At 67.4% G+C, this 17,413-nt stretch carries 18 protein-coding genes; 10 read left to right on the top strand and 8 right to left on the bottom strand.

Annotated elements, in window-relative coordinates:
* Nucleotides 1–20 precede the first annotated feature (20 nt).
* Together SL003B_RS14150 and SL003B_RS14155 are read right to left on the bottom strand one after the other, a co-directional pair.
* Nucleotides 21–389: a gamma-butyrobetaine hydroxylase family protein gene (locus SL003B_RS14150; protein ID WP_013653545.1), complete on the bottom strand. Its 369-nt coding sequence runs from the start codon at nucleotides 387–389 to the stop codon at nucleotides 21–23.
* A 60-nt stretch (nucleotides 390–449) separates the two neighbouring features.
* A complete protein-coding gene (locus SL003B_RS14155) occupies nucleotides 450–1,892 on the bottom strand; it encodes a cryptochrome/photolyase family protein (RefSeq protein WP_013653546.1) in 1,443 nt (480 codons plus the stop codon).
* 241 nt (nucleotides 1,893–2,133) lie between these two features.
* On the opposite strand from SL003B_RS14155, the gene moaA reads away from it, so the two are divergent.
* Nucleotides 2,134–3,195: a GTP 3',8-cyclase MoaA gene (moaA, locus tag SL003B_RS14160; protein ID WP_013653547.1), complete on the top strand. Its 1,062-nt coding sequence runs from the start codon at nucleotides 2,134–2,136 to the stop codon at nucleotides 3,193–3,195.
* 47 nt (nucleotides 3,196–3,242) lie between these two features.
* On the opposite strand, the gene SL003B_RS14165 is transcribed toward moaA, so the two are convergent.
* The 3 genes from SL003B_RS14165 to apbC all read right to left on the bottom strand — a co-directional run bounded on the left by SL003B_RS14165 (nucleotide 3,243) and on the right by apbC (nucleotide 6,905).
* Complete coding sequence (locus SL003B_RS14165; RefSeq protein ID WP_049792593.1) at nucleotides 3,243–4,475, bottom strand: multidrug effflux MFS transporter; 1,233 nt, start codon at nucleotides 4,473–4,475, stop codon at nucleotides 3,243–3,245.
* 122 nt (nucleotides 4,476–4,597) lie between these two features.
* Nucleotides 4,598–5,482 carry a DMT family transporter gene (locus SL003B_RS14170; protein WP_013653549.1) on the bottom strand — a complete coding sequence of 295 codons (885 nt, stop codon included), beginning with the start codon at nucleotides 5,480–5,482 and terminating at the stop codon, nucleotides 4,598–4,600.
* Between the two features lie 277 nt (nucleotides 5,483–5,759).
* Complete coding sequence (gene apbC, locus SL003B_RS14175; RefSeq protein WP_013653550.1) at nucleotides 5,760–6,905, bottom strand: iron-sulfur cluster carrier protein ApbC; 1,146 nt, start codon at nucleotides 6,903–6,905, stop codon at nucleotides 5,760–5,762.
* Between the two features lie 183 nt (nucleotides 6,906–7,088).
* Between apbC and SL003B_RS14180 the strand changes: the two genes are divergently transcribed.
* From SL003B_RS14180 to SL003B_RS14215, 8 genes are all read left to right on the top strand, one after another.
* Nucleotides 7,089–7,775 carry an SDR family NAD(P)-dependent oxidoreductase gene (locus SL003B_RS14180; RefSeq protein WP_013653551.1) on the top strand — a complete coding sequence of 229 codons (687 nt, stop codon included), beginning with the start codon at nucleotides 7,089–7,091 and terminating at the stop codon, nucleotides 7,773–7,775.
* 209 nt (nucleotides 7,776–7,984) lie between these two features.
* On the top strand, nucleotides 7,985–8,455 hold the full coding sequence (locus tag SL003B_RS22410) for a BLUF domain-containing protein (RefSeq protein ID WP_013653552.1): 471 nt from the start codon (nucleotides 7,985–7,987) through the stop codon (nucleotides 8,453–8,455).
* Nucleotides 8,456–8,704: 249 nt separating this feature from the next.
* Nucleotides 8,705–9,358 (top strand): molybdenum cofactor guanylyltransferase MobA, encoded by a 654-nt coding sequence (gene mobA / locus SL003B_RS14190; RefSeq protein ID WP_013653553.1) that lies wholly within the window; start codon nucleotides 8,705–8,707, stop codon nucleotides 9,356–9,358.
* Between the two features lie 60 nt (nucleotides 9,359–9,418).
* A complete protein-coding gene (locus SL003B_RS14195; protein WP_013653554.1) occupies nucleotides 9,419–10,705 on the top strand; it encodes a molybdopterin molybdotransferase MoeA in 1,287 nt (428 codons plus the stop codon).
* A 189-nt stretch (nucleotides 10,706–10,894) separates the two neighbouring features.
* Nucleotides 10,895–11,674, top strand: coding sequence for an ABC transporter substrate-binding protein (locus tag SL003B_RS14200; protein WP_041375552.1), 780 nt, complete (start codon nucleotides 10,895–10,897; stop codon nucleotides 11,672–11,674).
* An 81-nt stretch (nucleotides 11,675–11,755) separates the two neighbouring features.
* On the top strand, nucleotides 11,756–12,469 hold the full coding sequence (locus SL003B_RS14205) for an ABC transporter permease (protein ID WP_013653556.1): 714 nt from the start codon (nucleotides 11,756–11,758) through the stop codon (nucleotides 12,467–12,469).
* Nucleotides 12,466–13,284 (top strand): ABC transporter permease, encoded by an 819-nt coding sequence (locus SL003B_RS14210; protein ID WP_013653557.1) that lies wholly within the window; start codon nucleotides 12,466–12,468, stop codon nucleotides 13,282–13,284. Before SL003B_RS14205 ends, SL003B_RS14210 begins: the two co-directional genes overlap by 4 nt.
* Before the next feature lie 127 nt (nucleotides 13,285–13,411).
* Entirely contained in the window at nucleotides 13,412–14,293 is an 882-nt protein-coding gene (locus tag SL003B_RS14215) for an NAD(P)-dependent oxidoreductase (protein WP_013653558.1), read from the top strand.
* A 39-nt stretch (nucleotides 14,294–14,332) separates the two neighbouring features.
* Here SL003B_RS14215 and SL003B_RS14220 read toward each other — a convergent pair whose 3' ends face one another.
* Nucleotides 14,333–14,833, bottom strand: coding sequence for a DUF302 domain-containing protein (locus tag SL003B_RS14220; RefSeq protein ID WP_013653559.1), 501 nt, complete (start codon nucleotides 14,831–14,833; stop codon nucleotides 14,333–14,335).
* 224 nt (nucleotides 14,834–15,057) lie between these two features.
* Nucleotides 15,058–15,543 carry an Lrp/AsnC family transcriptional regulator gene (locus tag SL003B_RS14225; protein WP_013653560.1) on the bottom strand — a complete coding sequence of 162 codons (486 nt, stop codon included), beginning with the start codon at nucleotides 15,541–15,543 and terminating at the stop codon, nucleotides 15,058–15,060.
* Between the two features lie 227 nt (nucleotides 15,544–15,770).
* Here SL003B_RS14225 and SL003B_RS14230 point away from each other — a divergent pair, with 227 nt between their 5' ends.
* Nucleotides 15,771–16,694, top strand: coding sequence for a sulfurtransferase (locus tag SL003B_RS14230; RefSeq protein ID WP_013653561.1), 924 nt, complete (start codon nucleotides 15,771–15,773; stop codon nucleotides 16,692–16,694).
* A gap of 15 nt (nucleotides 16,695–16,709) precedes the next feature.
* Here the strand turns inward: SL003B_RS14230 and SL003B_RS14235 are convergent, their stop codons facing one another.
* The gene (locus SL003B_RS14235; RefSeq protein ID WP_013653562.1) at nucleotides 16,710–17,396 is read right to left on the bottom strand and encodes a uracil-DNA glycosylase family protein; all 687 of its coding nucleotides are present in this window, start codon (nucleotides 17,394–17,396) and stop codon (nucleotides 16,710–16,712) included.
* Nucleotides 17,397–17,413: the final 17 nt, after the last annotated feature.

Below are 17,413 nucleotides of genomic sequence, written 5' to 3' on the forward strand. Positions count from 1 at the left end.
CGCGTTACGGTCCGTGCGGCTCAGCGATCGCGACTCAGGCCCTTTGCTTCGAGTTCCCGGAGGTAGCCGCCCCAATGGCGGTCACGGTCGCGGCCGAGTTCCAGGAAATAAGCCCAGGTGTAGAGGCCGGTCGCATGCAGGTCGTCGAAGTGGAGGCGGACTGCGTAGTTGCCGACCGGCTCGATCTTCAGGATGGCAACGGCGCGCTTGCCCGGCACGCTCTTCTTCTGCTCCGGAGAATGGCCCTGCACCTCGGCCGAGGGCGAGCAGACGCGCAGGTATTCGGCGCTGTACTCGTGGCTCTCGCCGGTATCGAAACTGACGACGAGAGTCTTCTTGTCGGATTTCAGGCGGATTTCAGTCGGCCAGGCGGTGTCGGTGGCGCTCACGGGTGTCTCTCCGGTTCGGTGAACGGACGATAGGCCGGCGCGGCGCGAGGTCAAGGGCTGTCAGCCTCCTTCCGCGCCCGCCTCCCCTGCCCGCCTGACCGCCTCGTAGCCCGCGAGAGCCTCGGCGCGCGCGGCTGCGTGGTCGACGATCGGATGCGGGTAGGTCCGGCCAAGCTCGACGCCTGCGGCTTTCAGCACCACCGCAGGAGCATCGAAGGGCGCGTGGACATGGTCGTCCGGCAGTCGCGCCAGTTCCGGGCACCAGCGGCGGACATAGGCGCCGCCCGGATCGAAGCGGCGACCCTGGCCGACGGGACTGAAGATGCGGAAATAGGGCGCGGCATCAGCTCCGCTGCCGGCAACCCACTGCCAGCCTGCGGCGTTGTTGGCGAGGTCGGCGTCGACCAGCGTGTCGCGGAACCAAGCCTCGCCCAGGCGCCAGTCGAGTCGCAGGTGTTTGACCAGGAAACTCGCCGCGAGCATGCGCACCCGGTTGTGCATGTAGCCGGTCGCCCAGAGCTCGCGCATGCCGGCATCGACCATGGGATAGCCGGTCTGCCCGCGCTGCCAGACTGCCAGATCGCCCGAGCTGTCGCGCCAGGGATAGGCGTCGAAGGTCGACTTCCAGTTTCTCTCCGGCAGGCGGGGGAAATGATAGAGCAGGTGATGGGAGAACTCCCGCCAGCCGATCTCGGCGAGGAACTTGTCTGCATCGCGCTCCAGCCCCGGCGTTCTGCCGGCGGCGAAGCGGGTGCGCGCGACGACCTGGCGCGGCGAGACCTCGCCGAAATGCAGATGCGGGGACAGGCGCGAGACATGGGACAGATCCGGGCGGTCGCGCAGGGTCGCGTAGCCGTCCAGGCCGGCCTCGAGGAAGTGCTCCAGTCGCTCCGCCGCGCCTGCCTCGCCGGGGTGCCACAGGTCGCGCCAGCCGGCGGCCCAGTCGGGTGCGGTCGGGCGAAGCCGCCAGTCGTCGAGCCGGTCGCCGGCTTGTCCTGCGGCGATCTCGAGCCGCGGCGGCCTCGGCAAGGGCGTGGCAACGGGCCGGGCAAGCGCGGCGCGCCAGTAGGGAGAAAACACCTTGAACGGGCCGCCGGTCTTCGTTTCCAGTTCCCACGGCTCGTTCAGAAGGGCTGCGTTGAAACTGCGGACCTCGACCCCGGCCGCGATCAGGGCGGCCTTGAGGGCGGTGTCGCGGCGCACCGCATGGGGCTCATAGCAGCGGTTCCAGTGGACGGCGCCCACGCCGGCGGCGCGCGCGAGTTCCGGGATCAGCCGCTGCGGGTCGCCGTGCAGCAGCACCAGACGGCCGAGGTCGCGGGCGAGCGCTTCGAGACTGTGGTGCAGCCACCAGCGGCTCGCCGCGCCGAGCGGGTGGGTGTTGTCGCCGGGGCCCTCGTCGAGAACGAAGACGGGCAGCACGGACCCGCGCGCCGCTGCCTCGAACAGCGCCGGGTTGTCGGCGATACGCAGATCCTGGCGGAACCAGACGAGGGTGGTCATGGGACGGGCGGACTCCGGTGACGCGGGCGGCGGAATACATCCTACGGCGATGGAACGACGGAGGATCAGTGCGCGCGGCGACGGCTCCGGCGCGAGCTGCCTTTTCTTCGCCGGGATGAAGACTACCTTACGCCGAAGCGAGCCTTGCTCCGGCGACAAAATCCGTTACGCTTCGGAACAACGATGAGAAATCCGCGCCAGAAAGCGGCCAGGCTGGCGGCGCGACGCAAGGGAGAGACCCATGACGGACGGCCCTGCCGCCGATCCCATCCGCCACACGGGCGAGCAAGCGCCGTCTTCCGGCGCGGCACCGATGATCGATCCGTTCGGCCGCGCGGTGAGCTATCTACGCGTGTCGGTGACCGACCGTTGCGACTTCCGCTGCGTCTACTGCATGGCCGAGGACATGACGTTCCTGCCCAAGCGCGAGGTTTTGACGCTTGAGGAACTCGACCGGCTGTGCAGCGCCTTCATCGAGAAAGGTGTCAAAAAGCTGCGGCTGACCGGCGGCGAACCGCTGGTGCGCAAGAACATCATGAGCCTGATCCGCTCGCTGTCGCGGCACCTCGCCAGCGGCGCGCTGGACGAATTGACGGTGACCACCAACGGCTCGCAGCTCGCCCGCCTCGCGCAGGACCTGGCGGACTGCGGCGTGCGGCGCATCAACGTGTCGCTCGATACGCTGGACGCCGATCGCTTCAAGGCGATCACCCGCTGGGGCGACCTCGGCAAGGTGATGGAGGGGATCCGCGCCGCCACGGATGCGGGCCTGTCGATCAAGATCAACATGGTCGCGCTGAAGGGCATCAACGAGCACGAGATCGTGCCGATGCTGGAATGGGCGCACGCGCAGGGCCACGACGTGACCCTGATCGAGACCATGCCGCTCGGCGAGATCGACGGCGACCGCACCGACCAGTACCTGCCGCTGTCGCTGGTGCGCGCACGGCTCGCCGAACGGTTCACGATGGCCGACATTCCCTACAAGACGGGCGGCCCGGCGCGCTATGTCGAAATCCGCGAAACCGGCGGCCGGCTCGGCTTTATCACGCCGATGACGCATAATTTCTGCGAGAGCTGCAACCGGGTGCGTATCACCTGCACCGGCATGCTCTACATGTGCCTCGGCCAGGACGACAGCGCCGACCTGCGGGCGCCGCTGCGCGCCTCGGAAGGCGACGAACTGCTCCACGCAGCGATCGACGAGGCGATCGGCCGCAAGCCGAAGGGCCACGACTTCGTCATCGACCGGCGCACCAGGAAGCCGGCCGTGGCCCGCCACATGAGCGTGACCGGCGGCTGAGGCAAGGCTGGGCGCGTCGGGGAGATGACGGATGCGGCGGGCCGCGGTCAGGCGGCGCCCTCATCTTCCAGCAGATAGGCCGCGAAGGCCGAGACGAGCGTGAGCACGACGCAGACCGACATCACCAGCACCATCGGCCAGACGGTCGCGGGCCACATGGACTGAGACAGCATCCAGGCGACCAGGGTGCTGCTGACCGCGCCAAGCCCGATCTGCATGCTTCCGGCCAAGCCCGAGGCGGCTCCGGCAAGGTCCGGACGGACACTGACGGCGCCCGAGAGGGCGCTCGGCAGGCTGATGCCGTTACCCAGCCCGACGAGGAACATGGGCAGGAACAGCGACAGCGGATGAGAGACGCCGGCGCCGAACAACACGGTGAGCGCGACGACGGCGACCAGCGGCACGGCCGAGCCGACGCCAACCATCTTCATGATGCCGATGCGGGCGGCGTAGCGTCCAGACAGGCCGTTGCCGGTGATGTAGCCCAGCGCCACGAGCATGAAATAGAGGCCGATCGTCCAGGGCTCCATGCCCAGAACATCGACGGCGATGAATGGCGCGCCGCCGAGGAAGGCGAAATAGACCGACGAGGTGAACATCGCGGTCGAGGCGAAGGCCCAGAACTGGCGGCTGTGGGCAAGTTGTCGGTAGTTGCGCACCAGACCGCCGAGACCGCCGCCGCTGGTGCGGCTGTGGTTGGTCTCGTGCAGATTGTACCAAGCCGCGGCGAAGACCAGCATTCCCAGGACCAGCATCAGGTAGAAGCCGCCGCGCCAGCCGAAGGACTGATCCAGCGCGCCGCCGACGGCCGGGCCGAGCATCGGGCCGACGGCCATGCCCATGGTGACGTAGCCGATCATGCTGGCGGCCTGGTCGCGATCGTAGAGGTCGCGCACGATCGCCCGGCCCAGCACCAGGCCGGTGCAGCCGCCGAGCGCCTGGACGATACGGCCGAGGATGAGGATCTCGACGCTGGGAGCGACCAGGCAGATCAGGCTACCGAGGATGAACACCGCCATGCCCCAGACGATCACCGGCCGGCGCCCGTAGCGGTCGGAAATCGGACCGAGAAAGATCTGGGCGACGCCGACAGCGGCCAGATAGAGCGACATGGTGAGCTGGATCTTCGCCGTAGTGGTGGCGAAGGCGGCGACCATGCCGGCCAGCGACGGCAGGTACATGTTCATCGACAGGGGGTTGATCGTCGACACGGCAATCAGCACGGCCAGTGACGGCCTGGGCCTGCCGGTGTCTGTCGCGGATGCTGTCGCTTCTGTCATCGCGCCCACACAATCCCTTTTTTCGCCGGCGCGCAAGTCAACCACGCCAGATTGAATAATTCGACCTTCGAAACCCATGGTTTTGGACGCAGCCGCAGCCGCGCCGCGGAAATTCCCAGCGGTCAGGCGTTCCGGCCAGCGGCTCCGGCCAGGCGTCTTTCCCGGAAGAAGGTGTAGATCCCGGTCGCGACGACGATCGCCGTACCGGCCAGGGTCAAAACGTCGGGAATGTCGCCCCAGACGACAAAGCCCATCAGCATCGCCCACAGGATGATGGAATAGCGGAACGGCGCGACGACGGCGACGTCGCCAAGGCGCATGGCGAAGATCAGCGTGATGTAGCCGATGAGCAGAAAGGTCGCCGCCCCGCACAGCAGCAGGAAGGCCTTGCCGGTCATCGGCTGCCACCCCTCGATCAGGACAAGACCGCCGCCCAGGAGGGAGACGCCGACGCAGGCGACCAGGGTCACGCCGAAGGTCTGGATCTCGCTCGGCATGCGCTGGGTCGACATGTCGCGCAGCACGATGAAGGCGAGACTGGCAAGCGCCAGCAGCGACCAGGCATCGAAGCCCTCGAGGCCTGGCCGGATGATCAGCAACACGCCAGCGAAACCGACGGCGATGGCGGTCCAGCGCCGCCAGCCGACCGGCGCGCCGAACAGGATCGCCGCGACGGCGGTGACCGCCAGCGGCAGCACCTGAAGGATGGCAGTGACGTTGGCGATCGGCATGCGGATGAGCGCCGACAGGTAGAGCAGCGTCGCCATGACCTCGCCAAGCGTGCGCCAGGCGACAATCGGGCGCAACAGATGGCGGAAGTGCCGCGTCGCGCCGGTGACGACGCAGACGACGTAGATCATCGCCAGGCTGATCAGGCTGCGCACCAGGATGATCTGGCCGAGGGGCAGCTGGTCGTAGGTCAGCTTGACCAGCGCATCGTTGAAAATGAAGGCCGCCATCGCCAGCAGCATCGCGGCGATGGCCTTGCCGTTGTCTCGAAAATCCACCTGTCGATCCCGGAAATGCGGCGCCGCGAGGAGAGACTCAAGCGCAAACCGTAAGGGGCCCTTACTTCTGTGCCTTTTTCGCGGTGCCGTCAACTGCCCGCTGCGCGCGACCGATCGCGCGGGGACGGCCAGCTCACGAGCGGATTCAAGCCCTTGCCACGCTGAGTCAACGCCTTCAAGAACTGAGTCGTCCCCGGACGCCAACGCCTTGATCCCCTAGCGTTTTCGGCCCCACACACCGGTCCGACCGGCGGGGTCGAGGATGGGGCCCGTCCGGTCATTCGATCACGATGGCAGGCGCCGCCCGGCGCGCGTCGCTGCCGGAGCGCTCGACCGCAGCCCAGACCCTTGATGCAATGTCCCGGTAGATACGGGCATGCGGACCGTCCGGATCGGACACCACCACCGGCGTGCCGGCGTCGGAGGTAATGCGGATCTGCATGTCGAGCGGGACCTCCCCGAGGAACGGCACGCCGAGCTTCTCGGCCTCCGCGCGCGCGCCGCCATGACCGAAGATGTCGTGACGGCTGCCGCAGTCCGGACACAGGAAGTAGCTCATGTTCTCGACGATGCCGAGCACCGGAACCTCGACCCGGCGGAACATGTTGAGGCCCTTGCGCGCATCGATCAGTGCCAGATCCTGCGGCGTCGAGACGATCACCGCGCCGGAGAGCGGCACTTGCTGGGCCATGGTCAGCTGCGCGTCGCCGGTGCCGGGCGGCATGTCGACGACCAGCACGTCGAGGTCACCCCATGCGACCTCGCGCAGCATCTGGGTCAGGGCCGACATCACCATCGGCCCGCGCCAGATCATCGGCGTATCCTCCTCGACCATGAAGCCCATCGACATGACCTTGACGCCGTAGCCTTCCAGCGGCTTGAGGACGCGCCCCGACACCGGCTCGGGCCGGCCGGAGACGTGGAACAGGCGGGGGATCGACGGTCCGTAGATGTCGGCGTCGAGCACGCCGACCCTGAGGCCATTGGCCTTGAGCGCGAGCGCGAGATTGGCCGTCGTGGTCGACTTGCCGACGCCGCCTTTGCCCGAGGCGACGGCGATGATGTGCCGGACCCCCGGCACCCCCGGCTTGGCCGACGACGCCTCGGGTGCCGCAACGCGGGCGCGAGCCGGCGATGGCGTCGAGCGCGCCGATGCAGCGTCTCCCGATACCTTGCGCTCGGCGGTGAGCGCGACCATGGCCCTTTCGACGCCGTCGATCTCGAGCACCACCTTCTCGGCGGCCTGGCGCAGCGGCTCGAGTTCGCGCGCCCGGTCGGCGGGGACTGTGATCGAGAAGGCGACCCGTCCGTCCGAGACGAAAATGTCGGAGACCAGCCCGAGCGATACCAGATCGCCCTCCAGATCCGGTCCCTTGACCCTGGACAGCCGGTCCAGAACGGCCTGCTTGATCGCGTCGCTCATCCGCTTCTTCCCGTTTCCTCTCCGCCGCCGGTCGAAGGGCCGGCTCGCCTCTCATATGAGCTTCCCGTTCGCGACGTCAAATCCTAACGCCCGAACAGCCGAACCGACGCCCGCAAGCGCCACGCTTGCATTCGTCGCACCGCCAGGGCATGGGAGGGTGACAATCCGGGACAAGGAACGACCATGGCGACACTGCTCATCACCGGCGCCAACCGCGGTATCGGCTTCTGCCTGGCACGGGTGGCGCTCGAGCGCGGCTGGCGCGTGCTCGGCAGCGCCCGGACGCACGCGCAGGCAGAGGAGACCGCCGCTGTCCTCGGCGCCGGATTCACCCCGCTCGTCTTCGACGTCACCGATCGCGACGGCCTGCGCCGGGCCGCCGCCGCGCGGGGCGAGGCGATCGACGTGCTGATCAACAATGCCGGCATCATCGGCCCGAAGCCCGAAGACCAGTCTACCCTTCATATGGACTTCGACGGCTTCCTTGAGACACTCGCCGTCAACACGCTGGCGCCGCTGGCCGTGGCACAGGCGTTCCTGCCGCATCTCAGGCGGGCGCCGGGCGCCCGTATCCTGACCGTGTCGAGCCAGATGGCCTACATGGGCTACGCCAAGTCCGACCGGATCGCCTACCGCGCCTCCAAGGCGGCCGTGAACAAGGTGATGCAGGGGCTCGCCACCGACCTCGCGGCAGAGGCGATCGCCGTCGGGCTGGTCGATCCGGGCTGGGTGCAGACCGACATGGGTGGACCGGAGGCCGAGCTTGCCCCGGCGACGGTCGCGACCGGGATCCTCGACCTGGCCGAAGGCCTCGACATGAGCCGGACCGGCCGGTTCTTCAAGTGGACGGGCGAGGAACGCCCGTTCTGACGCCGCCGGCCCGGCGTCGGCAGGTCGCCGCGCGACGAGCTTGGCAAATTTATCAAGACCTTGCCCGCCGCCTTTGAAAATTCGGCAGAAAACAGACTAAATTTGTCTACGCTCCCTTAACGGTCACGCCGGGCATTTTGCTGTTGGCTTTACAGATCATCCGGAAATCGCGTGTAGCATAGCATCTTGTAACCTTGGAGGGCTCCAAGATGTCTCACCTCTATCATCTCTGCTATATGAGCCAGATCAGTCCGGACATTCCCGCGTCGGGCGTCGACTCCGAAGTCACGCGGATCATCGACAGCGCCCGCGTCAACAATGCGCGGGTTGGTCTGACCGGCTGCCTGATATTTACCGGCCGTCACTTCCTGCAGATCCTGGAGGGCGCCGCAGACGACGTGGAGCAGGTGTTCGGGGCGATCGCCCACGATCCGCGCCACCGCCGTGTCACGGTGCTCAGCCTCGGGTCGATCGAAACCCGGCAGTTCCCGGAAACCTGGATGGGCTTTGCCGACAGTTCCGGGCTGGCGGCCGCCGACCTCGCGGCGATCACGGCGGCAATCGACGCCTCGTCGCACGCCCTCGACGTCCGCGAGGTCAAGACGATCCTGGGAGTCCTCGCTCAGACCGGAAACCGCCGCGCCACGGCCGATCTGGGCCTTTCGCTGCAGCAGGCCTGACCGGCCGCACAGGTTCGCGACCGCCGCCTCCCCGGCGGTCCGGCGCCGGCGGGAGCCGCATACCGGCCGAACCGTCTTGCGGGGGCATTCCGGCCGGCTCGCGACTTGCGCAATCCATGCACCCACCGATACTCTTGCGTGTCGAGCGGCAGCGGAAGGGATCGGTTTCGACATGGACAGCGTGCGGATGCAAGACCAGGCGAAGCGGCTCCTGCGCGAGAGCGCCCCGACCCGCAGCGCGGAGGCAGGATGAGCAAGGCGGGCGCGGCCAGGATCGCGCAGGACCCTGTCCTCGGCTGCGTGCTTGCGGGCGGCCAGTCGCGCCGCATGGGCGGTGGCGACAAGACCCTGCTCGACCTCGGCGGACGCCCCATGCTGGCGCACGTCCTCGACCGTCTGCGCCCGCAGGTCGAGCGGATCGTGATCAACGCCAACGGCGATCCGGCCCGCTTCGCCGCGTTCGGCCTGCCGGTCGTCGCCGATCCGGTGGAAGGCTTCGCGGGACCGCTCGCCGGCATCCTTGCCGGCATGACGCATGCCCGGCGCCAGTGCCCGCAGGTGCGCCACGTGGCGACGGTCGCCGGCGACACGCCGTTCTTCCCGCTCGACCTCGTCGCCCGACTGCTGGCCGCCGCCGGCGGCAGGCAGGTCATCGCGCTGGCCAGTTCGGCCGGCCGGCTGCATCCCGTCTTCGGCCTGTGGCCCGTCGCGTTCGCCGACGACCTGCACGCCTGGCTGACGGGCGGCCAGGGCGGCAGCGTGCGCGCCTGGGCTGCCCGGCACGAAACCGTCGAGGTGGAGTTCGCACCGGTCGGGGCGGCCGGACACGACGCGTTCCTCAATGCCAACACGCCCGAGGATCTGGACGCCGCCTGCGCGCTGCTCGCGGAGGTTATGCCGTGAGCGCCGATCGTCCGCTCGACCGTGGCACCGTCCCCGGCCGGATCGTGTCGGAGCGAGACCATGGCTGAGCGCAGGCGCCTCCTGGACGACTGCTTCGTGCACGGTAGCGACAGTCTGCGCCACGACGAGGCGCTGGCGATTCTGCGCCGCGAAGTCACTGCCGTAGCACGCGCCGAGACTGTGCCACTGACCGCCGCGAACGGAAGGTACCTCGCCGAAGCCGTGACTGCGCCGCGCGACGTGCCGCTGGCCGACAATTCAGCTGTCGACGGCTACGCGTTCCGCCACGCCGACCATGATCCGGCCGGCGGCTTCTTCCGCCTCGAGACACGCATCGCCGCAGGCCATCCGAGCGACGTACCGCTCGGGCCATGGGCAGCGGCGCGCATCTTCACCGGCGCGGTCATGCCGCCGGGCGCCGACACCGTGGCCATGCAGGAAGACTGCGAGCGGCATGACCAGGACGGTCAGGCCTTCGTCGTGGTACCCGCCGGACTGAAACCGGGCGCCAACCGCCGCAGGGCCGGCGAGGACGTCAAGGCAGGATCCGTGCTGCTGGAGCCGGGGCGACGCCTGCGGCCGCAGGACGTCGCAGCCATCGCCTCGACCGGCAAGACCGATGTCGCGGTGTACCGGCGGCTGCGGGTCGCGCTGATGTCGAGCGGCGACGAGCTGCGTCGTCCGGGCGAGGCGATCCTGCCCGGTCAGGTCTACGATGCCAACCACTACCTGCTGCGCGCCCTGGTCGAGGCGGCCGGGGCCGAACCGATCGACCTCGGCATCCTGCCCGATCGGGCCGATTCCGTGCAAACGGCGCTGGAAGCGGCCGCCGCCGGCTGCGATGTCCTCCTGACCACGGGCGGGGCCAGCCATGGCGAGGAGGATCACATCACGACGACTCTGGACCGACTCGGCACACGCTGCCTGTGGCCGCTCGCCATCAAGCCGGGCCGCTCGATGGCGGTCGGCCGGATCGACGGCTGCGTCTTCCTCGGACTGCCGGGCAACCCGGTCGCGGCCATGGTCTGCTTCCTGCTCTACGCCCGGCCCGTCCTCAGCGTGCTCGGCGGTGGTGCCTTCGGCGAGCTCCAGCGCTTCCAGGTGATCGCCGATTTCGAGATCGCGCGAAAGAAGCCCGGCCGCCGAGAGTTCCATCGCGGCACGCTCGGCCGAACGGCAGACGGGCGGACATGCGTGCACAGGTTCGAACGCGACGGCTCCGGCCTGATCTCCGGCCTGAGCGAGGCCGACGGACTGATCGAGATCGACGAGGAGACGACCGCGGTCGCCCGCGGCAGCCAGGTCGACTTCATCCCGTTCGGCCAGTTCGGTATCGCCGCCGGCTAGGACTGCCAACACCCGAAACGCCTTTGCCGCGATCGCGTAAAAGTCGGCCGATCCCTTGCGGCAACAACGGCAGGGCGGCGATTATCCTTTCCAGGCAGTTGAAATCTTCGGAAATATATTGGGAATATGGCCTTCGGAGCGCGCCGGACCGCAGGACCCGCGCGCGGAAACAAACAAAGGGGATTTCTCATGCGTATGGTGCGTTTGGCCGCAGCGGTCGCCCTCGTTCTTGCAACCGCAGCCGGCGGTGTCCAGGCGAAGGACTGGTCGAAGGTCCGGATCGGCACGGAGGGCGCCTATCCGCCCTTCAACAACCTGACCTCCGACGGCCAGCTGGTCGGCTTCGACATCGACATCGCCAAGGCCCTGTGCGAGGAGATGAAGGTCGAGTGCGAGTTCATCACCCAGGACTGGGACGGCATCATTCCCGCCCTGCAGGCCGGCAAGTTCGACGCCATCATCGCCTCGATGTCGATCACCGACGAGCGCAAGCAGATGGTCGACTTCACCAACAAGTACTACAACACCCCGCCGGCGATCGCCGTGCCCAAGGACAGCCCCATCGCCGGCACCACCGACGCCGACCTCAAGGGCAAGGTCATCGGCGCCCAGTCGGCGACGACCCATTCCAATTATGCGGAAGAAAAACTGACCTCGGCCCAGATCAAGCTCTACCCGACCGCGGACGAATACAAACTCGACGTCGCAAACGGCCGTATCGATGCGGTGATCGACGACGTGGTCGTGCTATCCGACTGGCTGGCGACCGCCGATGGCGCCTGCTGCAAGCTGCTCGGCACGCTCAAGCCGGATCCGGTCATCAACGGCGAAGGCGCAGGCATCGCCATCCGCAAGGAGGACCAGAACCTCAAGGAGATGTTCAACACGGCGATCACGGCCATCCGCGCCAGCGGCAAGTACAAGGAAATCAACGACGCGTACTTTGCCTTCGACGTCTACGGCGACTGATCCGAGCTTCCCGCCGTTCCGAGCCGCGGCGGCCTGCAGCCGCCGCGGCCTCCCTCCTCCCGCCGGAGCTGCATCGCCATCATGGACGAGGCCTTGACGCTGCTTTCCTTCGGTCCGCAGGGCTGGGGTGACGAAATCGCCTACGGCGTGCTCGTCACGGTCGGTCTGGCGCTCGCGACCCTGCCGTTCGGCCTCGTCATCGGCTTCCTGCTCGCCTTGGCGAAGAAGGCGGACGAGCCGTCGCTGCGCATGGCAGCGAACATCTACACGACACTGTTTCGCGGCCTGCCGGAACTGCTGACCCTGTTCCTGGTCTACTACGGCGTCCAGATCCTGCTCCAGCAGGCGGCCAGGGCTGCCGGCTTCAACGCCTTCATCGAGGTCAATTCCTTCGTCGCCGGCATGGTGGCGCTGGCGTTGGTGTTCTCGTCCTACGCTTCCGAAGCCTTCCTGTCGGCGTTCCGCGGCATCCCGCAGGGCCAGTACGAGGGAGGCTACGCCCTCGGCCTGACGCGCCTGCGCACCCTGCATCTGATCATCCTGCCGCAACTCGTCCGCCTGGCCCTGCCCGCGCTCGGCAATCTCTGGCTGATCCTGCTCAAGGAGACGGCCCTCGTCTCCGTCATCGGCCTGTCCGACCTGATCCGCCAGTCCGGTATCGCCGCACGGGTGACCAAGGAACCGTTCCTGTTCTTCGGCGTCGCCTGCCTGATCTATCTGCTGCTCGCCGTGATCTCCTCGTTCGGGATCGTCCGGATCGAGGCCTGGTCGAAACGCGGCGAGGCGCGGCGATGACGGGGGCCGCCACGCAGATGCCGCCTCCCGCCAAGCCCAGGCGCTGGACCGCGGGACGGATCACCGGCCATGTGCTGGTCGCGCTGTGGGCGGTCGCAGGCGGTGTCCTGCTGCTCTATCTGGGGCAAAACGTCGCCAGCCCCTTCGTCCAGAGATACTGGCCGAACTACGTCAGCGGATTCTGGGTGACGATCCAACTGGTCGTCCTCTCGATCGCCGCCGGGGCGCTGCTGTCGGTGCCGATCGCGCTGGCGCGGTCGATGCGCAACCCGGTCGTGCGCGGCCTCGCCTTTGCCTATGTCTATTTCTTCCGCGGCACGCCGCTGCTGGCGCAGACCTTCCTGATCTACTACGGCGCCGGATCCTTCCGCGACGGCCTCGAGGCTGCGGGCCTGTGGTGGTTCTTCCGCGATGCCTGGTACTGCATCCTGTTCGCCTTCACCCTGAACACCTCGGCCTACCAGGCCGAGATCCTGCGCGGCGCGGTCGAGAACGTGCCGCGCGGCCAGTGGGAAGGCGCGATGGCGCTCGGCCTGCCGCGCCCGGTGATCTTCTTCAGGATCATCCTGCCGCAAGCGCTGATCGTCGCCCTGCGCCCCTACGGCAACGAGATCATCCTCATGATCAAGGGCTCGGCGATCGCGTCGATCGTCACGATCTTCGACCTGATGGGCGAGACGCGCCGGGCGTTCTCCCGTTCGCTCGACTTCCAGGCCTACATCTGGGCGGCCGTGCTCTATCTGATCATCGTCGAAACCCTGCGCCGGGTCTGGGACCGGCTGGAGGCGCGGCTGACCCGCCATCTCGCGCGCTGAGGACAAACTGCAAGTCCGCAGGCGCACGAATCCGGCCCTGACAGCGCGGGATCCATCGCCTATAACCTTGGCATTTCCCGCGTCCCGCGCGGCGCGATCGATTGCACGACCATCCGGGGAGACAGAAATGGCCAAGGTTGCATTCATCGGGCTCGGCGTCATGGGCTATCCCATGGCACGGCATCTGAAGACCAGGGGCGGACATGACGTCACGGTCTACAACCGTACCGCGGCAAAGGCCGAGACATGGGCCAAGGAGCATGGCGGGCGCGCTGCGGCGACCCCGCGCGAGGCCGCTGAGGGATGCGACTTCGTGTTCTCCTGCGTCGGCAACGACGACGACCTGCGCGCGGTAATGACCGGACCGGACGGCGCATTTCACGGACTGAAGCAGGGCGCCATCGCGGTCGACAACACCACCGCGTCCGCCGAGGTCGCGCGCGAGCTGCATGCCGCCGCGCGGGCCAAGGGCTGCGGCTTCATCGACGCGCCGGTGTCGGGCGGCCAGGCCGGCGCGGAGAACGGTGCGCTGACCGTCATGTGCGGCGGCGACCAAGCCGACTTCGACAAGGCCAGGCCGGTGATCGAGAGCTTCGCCAAGTTCGTCGGCCTGATGGGGCCGAGCGGCGCCGGCCAGCTGACCAAGATGGTCAACCAGATCTGCATCGCGGGCCTCGTTCAGGGCCTGTCCGAGGCGATCCACTTCGCCAAGAAGGCCGATCTTGACGTGCCGACCGTCATCGCCGCGATCCGCGGCGGCGCTGCGCAGTCCTGGCAGATGGAAAATCGCTGGGAGACGATGATGAACGGCAAGTTCGAGTTCGGTTTCGCCGTCGACTGGATGCGCAAGGACCTCGGCATCTGCCTCAAGACTGCCAACGAGACCGGCGCACGCCTACCGGTGACCGCGCTGGTCGACCAGTTCTATGCCGAGGTGCAGGCCATGGGTGGCCGGCGCTGGGACACGTCCAGCCTGATCGCCCGTCTGGAGAATGCCGACAGGAAGTGAGGCGTCGTCGGCGACGCAGCCGCACCCGAACAGGCGGGGCTACTGCCCCGCCGCTTCCCTGACGATCTCGTCGAGCAACGCATTGACCTCACCGATCGCCGCTTTCGAGGCATCCGACCCGGTCTCGGCAAGCCGGCGGAAGCCGACCGTCACCGTGCCGGGCGCATCCGGGGTCTCGTAGACGAACACCGTGTAGGGGCAATAGGCAATGTTGGCCGGGTCGGCCTCCATGGCCTTGCGCGACAGCACGGCGGAACAGAACAGCATCGACTGGGCGTTGACGAATACGTCCTTGCTCGCCCCGACATCGGCAGCGGTGCGCGCCAACATGTCGCCGATGTGCGAGGTGTAGTCGATGACCAGGCCGCGGTTGACGATGGCGCCCTCCAGATCGAAGCGTACATCCTCGAACGGCGCCTCGAGCGTATAGGTCGTGACGCCCTCGATGAGGTCCGCCGCCCGCGCCGCCGGTCCGGAGACGGCCGCCACCGCCGCGATCAGCGCCAATCCTCCTGCGATCTTCGCACCTGTCCTGGTCATGAAGGCATCCTCCCTTGCGTGCCGGTTCCGCGATCGCCGTCGCGACGGCCATCCCGACCAGCCACCCGGATCACCGCGCCGGACTCCCATCAAAAATCACGATAACCGACCACGGCCGGCCGATCCATGACATATCGCAAAAATTGAATGCTTCGCTCCGGTCAACTGCCACGTTCAGCTGCCCGGTTCGATCACGTCGACCGTCCGCGCCGGCAGGGCGGGCGTCACTCAGCCCGCGTCTTCTCGACCGCGACATAGCCGAGCGGCAGTTGCGTCGTGTACTTGATCTGCTCCATGGCGAAGGTGGTCGACACGTCCGAGATGTCGATCTTAGCGATCAGCCGCTTGTAGAAGCCGTCATAGGCCTCGATGTCTGGAACCGCCACGCGCAGTAGGTAATCGACCTGGCCGGCCATGCGGTAGAACTCCACCACCTCGGGAAACTCGCGGATCACGTCGGCGAATTTCTTCAGCCAGTCTTCCGTGTGCTGGTTGGTGGTGATCGCGACGAAGGCGGTGACCTTCGCATTGACCTTGGCCGGATCGAGCAGGGCGACGCGCCCGGTGATGACGCCGTCCTCCTCCATCTTCTGGATGCGCCGCCAGCAGGGCGTCGTCGACAGGCCGACCCGCCGGCCGATCTCGGCCACGGGCACCGTGCAGTCTTCCTGAAGGATGGACAAAATCCGCCGATCGATACGGTCAATCATGGTGGCATCCGTCTGTAAGCCCGCGACAGGGCTGGATTCATTTTCTTTCCGGCCGGGGCGCGTTGGCATGCCGTTTTACCGGATGCCGCCGCAGGAGAACTTTAGATTTTTGTTCTTATTGAGCCCCTTAATTCGCTTGCCTGCTTTTCTAACGAATGTCAATTCGTCCTCTCAAGAGAACAATTTTCTTCTCGATCCGACATCCTTCGCATCAAGGAGGCCTCCCCATGTCCCTGTTCAAACGACTCGCCGTTGCGCTTGCTCTGGCCCTCACGCCTGTCGTCGCGACGGCCGCCCCCGAGGTCACGCCGCTGGTGTCGACCGGCTGGCTGTCCGACCATCTCGGCCGAGACGACGTCGTCATCCTCGACATCCGATCGCCGATCGCCAAGTCCGGCAAGGACGATTATGTCAAGGGCCACATTCCCGGCGCCGTGTGGAGCGAATATCCCGGCTTCTGGCGCAGCGAGCGCGACGGCATCGAAGGCGCCCTGCCGTCGATCGAGAAGCTGGAGGCGAGCTTGTCGGATCTCGGCGTCTCCGAGGGCAAGGCCGTCGTCATCGTTCCGGCCGGCACCTCGAGCCTCGAATTCGGTGCGGCGGCGCGCATCTACTGGACGCTGAAGTATCTCGGCCACGACGCAGTCGCCATCCTGGACGGCGGTCACAAGGCCTGGAGCGAGGAAGAACGTGCGCTCGAGACCGGCGAGGTCGTGCCGACCGGCGATCTCTTCGTCGCCGAGCCCCGGCCCGAGCTGCTCGCCTCGACCGAGCAGGTCGCGGCGAAGCTGAACGGGGCGGCGACGCTGCTCGACGCGCGTCCGCTCGCCCAGTTCTCGGGCAAGGACAAGCACAAGAAGGCGCTCGCTGCCGGCCACATCCCCGGTGCGGTCCACCTCGACCAGGACGTCTTCTACGACGCCCAGGCCAACCGGCTGAAGTCGACCGGCGCGCTCGCGGCGCTGGTTCCGGCCGCCGTGCAGCAGAAGGCGGCGGACATCGTCTCCTACTGCAACACCGGCCACTGGGCGGCGACCAACTGGTTCGTGCTGTCCGAACTGCTCGGCCGCAAGAACGTGTCGCTCTACGTCGACAGCATGGTCGGCTGGACCCGGCAGAGCGGCCTGCCGATCTCGCTGCCGACCAACTGAACGGCCTCGTCCCCGTCAAAACCGATCGCCCGGCTCCAGCAGCCGGGCGATGTCGTTTCGAAGCACGGGCAGCAGTTCCGCTTCGAACCAGGGATGCTTCCTCAGCCAGGCGTTGTTGCGCCACGAGGGATGCGGCAGCGGCACGACCACCGCCCTGCCCGCGTCGGCGGTCTCGGTGCGGATCGCGCGCCAGTCGGCAACCGTTTCGGTCAGGCTGGCGCGCTTGCGCGCCGGCAGATGATAGGCCTGCGCATACTGACCGACGGCCAGGATCAGTTCCAGTTGCGGCATGGCCGCGAATACCTGGTCGTGCCACAATCGACGGCACTCGGCGCGCGGCGGCCGGTCGCCGCCCTTGGCGTCGAGGCCGGGAAAGCAGAAGCCCATCGGCACAATGGCGAGTTTGGCCGTGTCGTAGAACACCTCCGGGCCGATCCCCATCCAGGCGCGCAGCCGGTCTCCGGAGGGATCCGTGAAGGGCGTGCCGCTGGCATGTACGCGCGTGCCGGGTGCCTGACCGCAAATGCAGATACGCGCGGTCGCCGACAGGCGCACGACCGGGCGCGGCTCGTGCGGCAAGGGCGCCTTCAGCGGCGCCTCCACGCAGCGCCGGCAGGCGGCAATGGCCCGGGCGAGCTCGTCGACCGGTTCGCGTCCGGCACCCGCGCCTCGAACGGCACGGCTTCGGTCTTTGTTAACCACGTCTCTGAGCCGCTTCT

The organism is Polymorphum gilvum SL003B-26A1, assembly GCF_000192745.1.
Classification (GTDB): Bacteria; Pseudomonadota; Alphaproteobacteria; order Rhizobiales; family Stappiaceae; genus Polymorphum; species Polymorphum gilvum.